The organism is Rhizobium sp. 007 (genome assembly GCF_015353075.1).
Classification (GTDB): domain Bacteria; phylum Pseudomonadota; class Alphaproteobacteria; order Rhizobiales; family Rhizobiaceae; genus Rhizobium.
This window is the reverse complement of sequence record NZ_CP064189.1, coordinates 411,750-423,163: the sequence shown is the minus strand read 5'-3', so window position 1 is coordinate 423,163 and position 11,414 is coordinate 411,750. Positions and strand designations below refer to the sequence as shown.

The 11,414-nt window shown below is 67.3% G+C and carries 5 protein-coding genes and 7 pseudogenes; all 12 read left to right on the top strand.

The features are described 5' to 3' along the window. Entirely contained in the window at positions 1 to 1,341 is a 1,341-nt protein-coding gene (locus tag ISN39_RS33185; protein ID WP_194732198.1) for an AMP-binding protein, read from the top strand. Between the two features lie 128 nt (positions 1,342 to 1,469). Continuing rightward, positions 1,470 to 1,691 (top strand): annotated as a pseudogene (locus ISN39_RS38270) (hypothetical protein); the annotation flags it as partial. 158 nt (positions 1,692 to 1,849) lie between these two features. Next, a pseudogene (locus tag ISN39_RS38265) lies at positions 1,850 to 1,957 on the top strand (phosphopantetheine-binding protein); the annotation flags it as partial. Positions 1,958 to 2,090: 133 nt separating this feature from the next. Continuing rightward, positions 2,091 to 4,946: pseudogene (locus ISN39_RS38260) on the top strand (amino acid adenylation domain-containing protein); the annotation flags it as partial. Between the two features lie 100 nt (positions 4,947 to 5,046). Beyond that, entirely contained in the window at positions 5,047 to 6,201 is a 1,155-nt protein-coding gene (locus ISN39_RS38255; RefSeq protein WP_348652029.1) for a condensation domain-containing protein, read from the top strand. After that, positions 6,083 to 6,688 carry a condensation domain-containing protein gene (locus ISN39_RS38250; RefSeq protein ID WP_194732194.1) on the top strand — a complete coding sequence of 202 codons (606 nt, stop codon included), beginning with the start codon at positions 6,083 to 6,085 and terminating at the stop codon, positions 6,686 to 6,688. Before ISN39_RS38255 ends, ISN39_RS38250 begins: the two co-directional genes overlap by 119 nt. Beyond that, positions 6,639 to 7,112: pseudogene (locus tag ISN39_RS38245) on the top strand (AMP-binding protein); the annotation flags it as partial. The gene ISN39_RS38250 and the pseudogene ISN39_RS38245, both read left to right, overlap by 50 nt. Beyond that, positions 7,088 to 8,479, top strand: a complete 1,392-nt coding sequence (locus ISN39_RS38240; protein ID WP_348652018.1) for an amino acid adenylation domain-containing protein — start codon at positions 7,088 to 7,090, stop codon at positions 8,477 to 8,479. The pseudogene ISN39_RS38245 and the gene ISN39_RS38240, both read left to right, overlap by 25 nt. Beyond that, positions 8,428 to 8,931 carry a condensation domain-containing protein gene (locus ISN39_RS38235; protein WP_348652028.1) on the top strand — a complete coding sequence of 168 codons (504 nt, stop codon included), beginning with the start codon at positions 8,428 to 8,430 and terminating at the stop codon, positions 8,929 to 8,931. The genes ISN39_RS38240 and ISN39_RS38235 overlap by 52 nt, the downstream gene beginning before the upstream one ends. Continuing rightward, positions 8,874 to 9,863 (top strand): annotated as a pseudogene (locus tag ISN39_RS38230) (condensation domain-containing protein); the annotation flags it as partial. The gene ISN39_RS38235 and the pseudogene ISN39_RS38230, both read left to right, overlap by 58 nt. Beyond that, a pseudogene (locus tag ISN39_RS38225) lies at positions 9,855 to 11,102 on the top strand (amino acid adenylation domain-containing protein); the annotation flags it as partial. The pseudogenes ISN39_RS38230 and ISN39_RS38225, both read left to right, overlap by 9 nt. Then, positions 11,092 to 11,406 (top strand): annotated as a pseudogene (locus ISN39_RS38220) (hypothetical protein); the annotation flags it as partial. The pseudogenes ISN39_RS38225 and ISN39_RS38220, both read left to right, overlap by 11 nt. Positions 11,407 to 11,414 lie beyond the last annotated feature (8 nt).

Here is an 11,414-nt window from a genome sequence, read left to right as displayed (position 1 = left end):
ATGATCCTGTCCGGCATGGAATGGCTGGGCGGCGAGGAGCGCACCAACTATCCGCTGACCCTGTCGGTGGAGGATTTTGGCGAGGCGCTCGGCCTGACGGCGCAGGTGGCGGAGCCCGTGTCTGCGGATCGGGTCTGCGGCTACATGCAGCAGGTGCTCGAGCAATTGGCCGAGGCGCTGGAGCATGCCCCCAATAGGCCGGTGCGCGAGCTCGACATCCTGCCGGCCGCCGAGCGCAGCTATCTGCTGGAGGATCTGAACCGGACGGCGGCGGCCTATCCGTCGGAGCGGTGCATCCACGAGCTGTTCGAGCAGCAGGTCCGGCGCGCACCCGAAGCGTCGCTGGTCCATGAGGACGACCGCCTGAGCTATGGCGAGCTCAACGCCCGGGCCAACCGGCTGGCCCATCATCTGATTGCGCTGGGTGTGAAGCCGGATCAGCCGGTGGCGATCTGCCTGGAGCGCAGCCCGGCGATGGTGGTGGGACTTTTGGCGATCCTCAAGGCGGGCGGCGCCTATCTGCCGCTGGATCCGGCCTATCCGTCGGCGCGGCTGCGGCAGGTGCTCGAGGATGCCGCACCGCACCTGCTGCTTTGCGATGCGGCCGGACGCGCCGCACTCGGCCCGGAGGCGCTCGCCGATCTGACGGTGGTCGATCTGGAGACGGCCACCCCGGCCTGGGCCGAACTGCCGGCCTCGAACCCGGACCCGCGCGCCCTTGGCCTGACCACACGCCATCTCGCCTATGTCATCTACACCTCAGGCTCAACCGGAACCCCAAAGGGCGTCATGGTCGAGCATGCCAGCACCGTCAACCTGCTGCATTGGAGCAGCGGCGTATTTGCGGAGTCAGAGATCAGCCGCACGCTGTTTTCTACCTCGATCAGTTTTGATTTGTCCGTCTATGAGTGCTTCGTTCCGCTGTCGCAAGGAAGCACGCTTTATCTTGTCGAGGATGCACTGGCGCTGGCGCAGACGCCCTTGGATGTCTCCTTGATCAACACGGTCCCCTCGGCGATCGCCGCTCTGGTCGACCAGCAAGCCGTGCCGGCTTCGACCAGCGTCATCAATTTGGCGGGTGAGCGGCTGAAGGCAGATCTGATCGAGAGGGTCTTCGAGAGCAGTGGCGTAGAGAAGATCTGTAATCTGTACGCTCCTTCGGAGACGACGACGTACTCGACCTGGATTTGCATGCCGAGGGGAGAGGCTGTCGTTGAGACGATCGGCCGTCCGATTGCCAACACGCGGGTGTATCTGCTGGACGGTCATGGTGCGCCCGTGCCGTTCGGGGCGGTGGGCGAGCTTTACATCGGCGGGGCAGGGTTGCGCGGGGCTACCTGAACCGCCCGAGCTGACGGCGAGCGGTTCATGCCAGCCTTTGTGACGGCGATCGGCTGTACCGGACCGGCGACCTGGGGCGCTATCTGCCGGACGGCAATCTGGAGTTCCTCGGCCGCAACGACGACCAGGTGAAGATCCGCGGCTTCCGCATCGAGCCGGGCGAGATCGCCGCACGGCTTTGCGAGCACGCCCGGGTGCGCGAGGCGGCGGTGGTGGCGCGCCAGGACCGCGCCGGCGACAAGCACCTTGTCGCCTATGTCGTGTGTGGACCCGAGGCCGGATCGGACGACGACGATGGAAGCGGGCTGGCCGTCGCCTTGCGGGCGCATCTGGGCGGGCGGCTGCCGGACTACATGGTGCCGTCGGCGTTCGTGCGGCTCGAGGCGCTGCCCTTGACGGCGAACGGCAAGCTCGACCGCAAGGGGCTGCCGGCGCCGGCCGACGACGCCTATGCGCGCCGCAGCTATGAGGCGCCGCAGGGCGAGATCGAGACGGCGCTGGCCGGGATCTGGGCCGAGCTCTCGGTGTCGAGCGGGTCGGACGCCACGACCACTTCTTCGAACTCGGCGGCCACTCGCTCCTGGCGGTTCAATTGATGGAGCGGCTGCGGCGGCTGTCGCTGGGGGTGGAGGTGCGCACCCTGTTCGCCAGGCCGGTGCTGGCCGATCTCGCCGCAAGCCTGGGCAGCCATCACGAGGTGGCGGTGCCTGCCAACCTGATCACCGGAGAGTACGGCGATTACGCCGCAGATGCTGCCGCTCATCGATCTGACCCAGGAGGAGATCGACCGGATCGTCGCCACGGTTCCCGGCGGCGTCGGCAACATCCAGGACATTTATGGCCTGTCGCCGCTGCAGGACGGCATCCTGTTCCATCATCTGCTGGCCAGCCGGGGCGATCCATATCTGCTGGTCTCGCAGATGGCGTTCGCCGACCGGGGTCTGCTGGAGCGCTATCTAGCGGCGGTTCAGCAAGTCGTGGATCGGCACGACATCCTGCGCACCGCCTTTGTCTGGGAGGGGCTGTCGAGCCCGGCCCAGGTGGTCTGGCGGAAAGCGCCGCTGCAGGTGAGCGAGGTCGAGCTGGATGACTGTGACGGTTCCGGCGCCGAGGAGCTCCGGCGCCGGTTTGATCCACGCCGGCAGCGCATCGACCTTGGCCGGGCGCCGCTGTTGCGGTTTGTGATCGCGCGCGAGCCGGGCAGCGGGCGCTGGCTGCTGCTGGAGCTGCAGCATCATCTGATCGGGGATCACACGACGCTGGAAGTGATGCATGCCGAGGTGCGGGCCGTGCTCGACGGGCGTGCGCATGAGCTGGCAGCGCCGCAGCCGTTCCGCAATCTGGTGGCGCAGGCGCGGCTGGGGGTTGATGCCAAGGCGCATGAAGAGTTCTTCCAGGAACAGTTGGCCGACATCGACGAGCCGACCATGCCGTTTGGGCTGAGCGAGGTGCGCGGCGACGGCAGTGGGGTCGGCGAGGCACGGCGGATGCTGCCGCAGGCGCTCAACGATCGGCTGCGGCAACAAGCGCGGCGGCTCGGGGTAAGCCTGGCGAGCCTTTGCCATCTGGCCTGGGGGCAGGTGGTGGCGCGTGCAAGCGGCCGTGAGCAGGTGGTGTTCGGCACGGTGCTGTTCGGCCGCATGCATGCGGGTGCGGGCGCCGACCGGGCGCTGGGCCTGTTCATCAACACCCTGCCTGTGCGGCTCGACCTCGACGGGACCGGGGTCGAGGCGAGCGTGCGGACCACCCATGCGCGGCTTTCCGAGCTGCTGGCGCACGAGCATGCCTCGCTGGCGCTGGCGCAACGCTGCAGCGGGGTGGCGGCGCCGGCGCCGCTGTTCAGCGCGCTGTTGAACTACCGTCACAACACGCCGGCGCTCGCCTGCGAAGCGGATGATCTCCTGTCCGGCATGGAATGGCTGGGCGGCGAGGAGCGCACCAACTATCCGCTGACCCTGTCGGTGGAGGATTTTGGCGAGGCGCTCGGCCTGACGGCGCAGGTGGCGGAGCCCGTGTCTGCGGATCGGGTCTGCGGCTACATGCAGCAGGTGCTCGAGCAACTGGCCGAGGCGCTGGAGCATGCCCCCAATAGGCCGGTGCGCGAGCTCGATATCCTGCCGGCCGCCGAACGCAGCTATCTGCTGGAGGATCTGAACCGGACGGCGGCGGCCTATCCGTCGGAGCGGTGCATCCACGAGCTGTTCGAGCAGCAGGTCCGGCGCGCACCCGAAGCCGTCGCCCTCGTCCATGAGGACGACCGCCTGAGCTATGGCGAGCTCAACGCCCGGGCCAACCGGCTGGCCCATCATCTGATTGCGCTGGGTGTGAAGCCGGATCAGCCGGTGGCGATCTGCCTGGAGCGCAGCCCGGCGATGGTGGTGGGACTTTTGGCGATCCTCAAGGCGGGCGGCGCCTATCTGCCGCTGGATCCGGCCTATCCGTCGGCGCGGCTGCGGCAGGTGCTCGAGGATGCCGCACCGCACCTGCTGCTTTGCGATGCGGCCGGACGCGCCGCACTCGGCCCGGAGGCGCTTGTCGATCTGACGGTGATCGATCTGGAGACGGCGACCCCGGCCTGGGCCGAACTGCCGGCCTCGAACCCGGACCCGAGCGCCCTTGGCCTGACCGCACGCCATCTCGCCTATGTCATCTACACCTCCGGCTCCACCGGAACCCCAAAGGGCGTCATGGTCGAGCACGCCAGCACCGTCAACCTGCTGCATTGGAGCAGCGGCGGCGTGTTTGCGGAGTCAGAGATCAGCCGCACGCTGTTTTCTACCTCGATCAGTTTTGATTTGTCCGTCTATGAGTGCTTCGTTCCGCTGTCGCAAGGAAGCACGCTTTATCTTGTCGAGGATGCACTGGCGCTGGCGCAGACGCCCTTGGATGTCTCCTTGATCAACACGGTCCCCTCGGCGATCGCCGCTCTGGTCGACCAGCAAGCCGTGCCGGCTTCGACCAGCGTGATCAATTTGGCGGGTGAGCGGCTGAAGGCAGATCTGATCGAGAGGGTCTTCGAGAGCAGTGGCGTAGAGAAGATCTGTAATCTGTACGCTCCTTCGGAAACGACGACGTACTCGACCTGGATTTGCATGCCGAGGGGAGAGGCTGTCGTTGAGACGATCGGCCGTCCGATTGCCAACACGCGGGTGTATCTGCTGGACGGTCATGGTGCGCCCGTGCCGTTCGGGGCGGCGGGTGAGCTTTACATCGGCGGGGCAGGCGTTGCGCGGGGCTACCTGAACCGTCCCGAGCTGACGGCGGAGCGTTTCCTGGCCGATCCGTTCAGCGATGAGGCAGGCGCCCGGCTGTACCGGACCGGCGACCTGGGGCGCTATCTGCCGGACGGCAATCTGGAGTTTCTGGGCCGCAACGACGACCAGGTGAAGATCCGCGGCTTCCGCATCGAGCCGGGCGAGATCGCCGCACGGCTTTGCGAGCACGCCCGGGTGCGCGAGGCGGTGGTGGTGGCGCGCCAGGACCGCGCCGGCGACAAGCACCTTGTCGCCTATGTCGTGTGTGGACCCGAGGCCGGATCGGACGACGAGGATGGAAGCGGGCTGGCCGTCGCCTTGCGGGCGCATCTGGGCGGGCGGCTGCCGGACTACATGGTGCCGTCGGCGTTCGTGCGGTTGGAGGCGCTGCCGTTGACGGCGAACGGCAAGCTCGACCGCAAGGGGCTGCCGGCGCCGGCCGACGACGCCTATGCGCGCCGCAGCTATGAGGCGCCGCAGGCGAGATCGAGACGGCGCTGGCCGGGATCTGGGCCGAGCTCTGGGGCTGGAGCGGGTCGGACGCCACGACCACTTCTTCGAGCTCGGCGGCCATTCCTTGCTGGCGGTTCAATTGATGGAGCGGCTGCGGCGGCTGTCGCTGGGGGTGGAGGTGCGCACCCTGTTCGCCAGGCCGGTGCTGGCCGATCTGGCCGCAAGCCTGGGCAGCCATCACGAGGTGGCGGTGCCTGCCAACCTGATCACCGAGGAGAGTACGGCGATTACGCCGCAGATGCTGCCGCTCATCGATCTGACCCAGGAGGAGATCGACCGGATCGTCGCCACGGTTCCCGGCGGCGTCGGCAACATCCAGGACATTTATGGCCTGTCGCCGCTGCAGGACGGCATCCTGTTCCATCATCTGCTGGCCAGCCGGGGCGATCCATATCTGCTGGTCTCGCAGATGGCGTTCGCCGACCGGGGTCTGCTGGAGCGCTATCTAGCGGCGGTTCAGCAAGTCGTGGATCGGCACGACATCCTGCGCACCGCCTTTGTCTGGGAGGGGCTGTCGAGCCCGGCCCAGGTGGTCTGGCGGAAAGCGCCGCTGCAGGTGAGCGAGGTCGAGCTGGATGACTGTGACGGTTCCGGCGCCGAGGAGCTCCGGCGCCGGTTTGATCCACGCCGGCAGCGCATCGACCTTGGCCGGGCGCCGCTGTTGCGGTTTGTGATCGCGCGCGAGCCGGGCAGCGGGCGCTGGCTGCTGCTGGAGCTGCAGCATCATCTGATCGGGGATCACACGACGCTGGAAGTGATGCATGCCGAGGTGCGGGCCGTGCTCGACGGGCGTGCGCATGAGCTGGCAGCGCCGCAGCCGTTCCGCAATCTGGTGGCGCAGGCGCGGCTGGGGGTTGATGCCAAGGCGCATGAAGAGTTCTTCCAGGAACAGTTGGCCGACATCGACGAGCCGACCATGCCGTTTGGGCTGAGCGAGGTGCGCGGCGACGGCATCGGGTCACGAGGCACGGCGGATGCTGCCGCAGGCGCTCAACGATCGGCTGCGGCAACAAGCGCGGCGGCTCGGGGTAAGCCTGGCGAGCCTTTGCCATCTGGCCTGGGGGCAGGTGGTGGCGCGTGCAAGCGGCCGTGAGCAGGTGGTGTTCGGCACGGTGCTGTTCGGCCGCATGCATGCGGGTGCGGGCGCCGACCGGGCGCTGGGCCTGTTCATCAACACCCTGCCTGTGCGGCTCGACCTCGACGGGACCGGGGTCGAGGCGAGCGTGCGGACCACCCATGCGCGGCTTTCCGAGCTGCTGGCGCACGAGCATGCCTCGCTGGCGCTGGCGCAACGCTGCAGCGGGGTTGCGGCGCCGGCGCCGCTGTTCAGCGCGCTGTTGAACTACCGTCACAACACGCCGGCGGCCATGTCCGCTCCGGAACGGACGATGTCCTGTCGGCGTGGAATGGCTGGGCGGCGAGGAACGCACCAACTATCCGCTGACCCTGTCGGTGGAGGATTTTGGCGAGGCGCTCGGCCTGACGGCGCAGGTGGTGGAGCCCGTGTCTGCGGATCGGGTCTGCGGCTACATGCAGCAGGTGCTCGAGCAATTGGCCGAGGCGCTGGAGCATGCCCCTAATAGGCCGGTGCGCGAGCTCGACATCCTGCCGGCCGCCGAGCGCAGCTATCTGCTGGAGGATCTGAACCGGACGGCGGCGGCCTATCCGTCGGAGCGGTGCATCCACGAGCTGTTCGAGCAGCAGGTGCAAAAGGCGCCGGAGGCGGTGGCGGTGGTCTTCGAAGAGCAGTCGAGCTATGGCGAGCTCAACGCCCGGGCCAACCGGCTGGCCCATCATCTGATTGCGCTGGGTGTGAAGCCGGACCAGCCGGTGGCGATCTGCCTGGAGCGCAGCCCGGCGATGGTGGTGGGACTGCTGGCGATCCTCAAGGCGGGCGGCGCCTATCTGCCGCTGGACCCGGCCTATCCGTCGGCGCGGCTGCGGCAGGTTGTCGACGATGCCGCACCGCACCTGCTGCTTTGCGATGCGGCCGGCCGCGCCGCACTCGGCCCCGAGGCGCTCGCCTATCTGACGGTGGTCGATCTGGAGACGGCGACCCCGGCCTGGGCCGAACTGCCGGCCTCGGACCCAGACCCGAGCGCCCTTGGCCTGACCCCAGCCATCTCGCCTATGTCATCTACACCTCAGGCTCCACCGGAACCCCAAAGGGCGTCATGGTCGAGCATGCCAGCACCGTCAACCTGCTGCATTGGAGCCGCGGCGTGTTTGCGGAGTCAGAGATCAGCCGCACGCTGTTTTCTACCTCGATCAGTTTTGATTTGTCCGTCTATGAGTGCTTCGTTCCGCTGTCGCAAGGAAGCACGCTTTATCTTGTCGAGGATGCACTGGCGCTGGCGCAGACGCCCTTGGATGTCTCCTTGATCAACACGGTCCCCTCGGCGATCGCCGCTCTGGTCGACCAGCAAGCCGTGCCGGCTTCGACCAGCGTCATCAATTTGGCGGGTGAGCGGCTGAAGGCAGATCTGATCGAGAGGGTCTTCGAGAGCAGTGGCGTAGAGAAGATCTGTAATCTGTACGCTCCTTCGGAGACGACGACGTACTCGACCTGGATTTGCATGCCGAGGGGAGAGGCTGTCGTTGAGACGATCGGCCGTCCGATTGCCAACACGCGGGTGTATCTGCTGGACGGTCATGGTGCGCCCGTGCCGTTCGGGGCGGTGGGCGAGCTTTACATCGGCGGGGCAGGCGTTGCGCGGGGCTACCTCAACCGCCCCGAGCTGACGGCCGAGCGGTTCATCGCCAGTCCCTTTGTCGACGGCGATCGGCTGTACCGGACCGGCGACCTGGGGCGCTATCTGCCGGACGGCAATCTGGAGTTCCTCGGCCGCAACGACGACCAGGTGAAGATCCGCGGCTTCCGCATCGAGCCGGGCGAGATCGCCGCACGGCTTTGCGAGCACGCCCGGGTGCGCGAGGCGGCGGTGGTGGCGCGCCAGGACCGCGCCGGCGACAAGCACCTTGTCGCCTATGTCGTGTGTGGACCCGAGGCAGGATCGGACGACGACGATGGAGGCGGGCTGGCCGGCGCCTTGCGGGCGCATCTGAGCGGGCGGCTGCCGGACTACATGGTGCCGTCGGCGTTCGTGCGGCTCGAAGCGCTGCCCTTGACGGCGAACGGCAAGCTCGACCGCAAGGGGCTGCCGGCGCCGGCCGACGACGCCTATGCGCGCCGCAGCTATGAGGCGCCGCAGGGCGAGATCGAGACGGCGCTGGCCGGGATCTGGGCCGAGCTTCTGGGGCTGGAGCGGGTCGGACGCCACGACCACTTCTTCGAGCTCGGCGGCCACCCTTGCTGGCGGTGCAGCTCTCGAGCCGGCTGTCGCAGGCTGTTGGCGTCGCGCTGCCGCTGACGAGGCTGTTTGCCAGGCCGGTGCTTTCCGATCTGGCGGCAAGCATCGTCGAGGCGTTGAGCCGCGCCGGTCCGCAAGAGCTGCCGGCGATTGCGGCCGTGTCGCGTCATGAGCCGCTTGTGCTGTCGTTTGCGCAGCAGCGGCTATGGTTTTTGGCGCAGCTGGACGAGGGCAGCACAAACTATCACATTCCGCTGGCCTTGCGGCTGCGTGGTGGGCTCGACCGCACCGCCTGGCAGCGCAGCCTTGACCATTTGTTTGCCCGTCACGAGGCGCTGCGCAGTGTCTTTGTCGCACCGGAGGGCAAGCCCCGGGTTGAGGTTCTGCCGCCGGATGCGGGGTTGCCGGTGCTCGAGCACGATCTGCGGGCCGGCCGGATGCAGAGGCGGCGCTTCTGGATCTGTGCCATGAAGAGGCGCGCACGCCATTCGATCTTGCGCGCGGGCCGCTGATCCGCGGGCGGCTGATCCGGATGTCGGATGCGGAACACGTCTTCCTGTTGACCCAGCATCATATCGTCTCGGACGGCTGGTCGATGGGCGTGCTGGTGCGTGAACTCAGTCAGCTTTACCGGGCGTTCGAGGCTGGAGAGGACGATCCTTTGCCGCCGCTGGCGATCCAGTACCCGGATTATGCCGCCTGGCAACGGCAATGGCTGTCGGGGGAACGGCTGCAGCGCCAGGCGCAGTATTGGCGCGACGCCCTGGCCGGCGCTCCGGCCCGTCTTGCCTTGCCGACGGACCGTGCGCGTCCGGCCCAGCAGTCGTTTGCCGGGGCCAGTGTGCCTGTTGTCATCGACCAGGATCTGACGCGGGGTCTGAAGCGGCTGAGCCGGCAGCATGGCACGACGTTGTTCATGACGGTGCTGGCGGCCTGGGCGGCGGTGCTGTCGCGTCTGTCGGGGCAGGACGACCTTGTGATCGGCGTGCCGAGCGCCAATCGCGGCCGGGGCGAGATCGAAGAGTTGATAGGCTTCTTCGTCAACACCCTGGCGCTTCGGGTCGACCTGTCGGGCGAACCTGATGTGTCGGAGCTTCTGGAACGGACGCGGCGCACGGCCCTGGCTGCGCAGGAGCATCAGGACCTGCCGTTCGAACAGGTGGTGGAGATCGTCAAGCCGCCCCGGCATCTTGATCACACGCCGCTGTTCCAGGTGATGTTGGCCTGGCAGAACAACGCCGTCGGGTCGTTCGACCTTGCCGGGCTGAACGTGGAGGCTGCGGGCGAGGGGCTCGATCAGGTCAAGTTCGATCTGGAGCTGAGCCTTGGCGAGCGTGGTGAGGAGATCGCCGGAACGTTCGGCTATGCGACGGCGCTGTTCGATCAGGCGACGATCGAGCGGCAGCGTGGTTATCTGCTGGCGCTGCTGCGGGCGATGGTTGCCGATGCCGACCAGCCGGTCGGCCGCATCGAGCTGCTGTCATCAGATGAGCGCACCTATCTGCTGGAGGATCTGAACCGGACGGCGGCGGCCTATCCGTCGGAGCGCTGCATCCACGAGCTGTTCGAGCAACAGGTCCGGCGCGCACCCGAAGCCGTCGCCCTCGTCCATGAGGACGAAGAGCTGAGCTATGGCGCGCTCAACGCCCAGGCCAACCGGCTGGCCCATCATCTGATTGCGCTGGGTGTGAAGCCGGATCAGCCGGTGGCGATCTGCCTGGAGCGCAGCCCGGCGATGGTGGTGGGACTTTTGGCGATCCTCAAGGCGGGCGGCGCCTATCTGCCGCTGGACCCGGCCTATCCGTGCGCGCGGCTGCGGCAGGTGCTCGAGGATGCCGCACCGCACCTGCTGCTTTGCGATGCCGTCGGACGCGCCGCACTCGGCCCGGAGGCGCTTGTCGATCTGACGGTGATCGATCTGGAGACGGCCACCCCGGCCTGGGCCGAACTGCCGGCCTCGAACCCGGACCCGCGCGCCCTTGGCCTGACCCCCAGCCATCTCGCCTATGTCATCTACACCTCAGGCTCCACCGGAACGCCCAAAGGCGTCATGGTCGAGCATCGGGGATTGGTGCGTCTGGTGGCGGGCAACGATTTCGTCGAAATCTCGCCGCAGGACATCTTTCTCAATGCCTCCTCGCCGACATTCGACGCGACCACGTTCGAGGTCTGGGGTGCCTTGGCGAACGGCGCCAGGGTTGTGCTCTATCCTGAACGTCACCTCTCGACCGCAACGCTGGCCCAGATCATCCAGGACCAAGGCGTCACCATCGCTTGGATGACTGCCCGGTTGTTCGACGTCTATGTCGCGGAGGGGCGGAGCACCAATCGGCTACAGCAACTGCTGGTCGGGGGCGAGGAGGTCTCCATCGCTTCCATCAGGGCATGCCAGAAGCGACATCCGACGCTGCGAATCTCAAATGGCTACGGCCCGACAGAGAACACCACCTTTAGTCTTTGCTATCCGGTGCCTGCTGAGTTCGATGGCCGGCAACGGGTGCCGCTGGGTCGACCAATTCGCAATTCGGTGGCCTATCTGTTGGATCGGTTTGCCCAGCCCGTGCCGTTCGGGGCGGTGGGCGAGCTTTACATCGGCGGGGCAGGGGTTGCGCGGGGCTACCTGAACCGGCCCAAGCTGACGGCCGAGCGGTTTTTGGCCGATCCGTTCAGCGATGAGGCAGGCGCCCGGCTGTACCGGACCGGCGACCTGGGGCGTTATCTGCCGGACGGCAATCTGGAGTTTCCTCGGCCGCAACGACGACCAGGTGAAGATCCGCGGCTTCCGCATCGAGCCGGGCGAGATCGCCGCACGGCTTTGCGAGCACGCCCGGGTGCGCGAGGCGGCGGTGGTGGCGCGCCAGGACCGCGCCGGCGACAAGCACCTTGTCGCCTATGTCGTGTGTGGACCCGAGGCAGGATCGGACGACGAGGATGGAAGCGGGCTGGCCGTCGCCTTGCGGGCGCATCTGGGCGGGCGGCTGCCGGACTACATGGT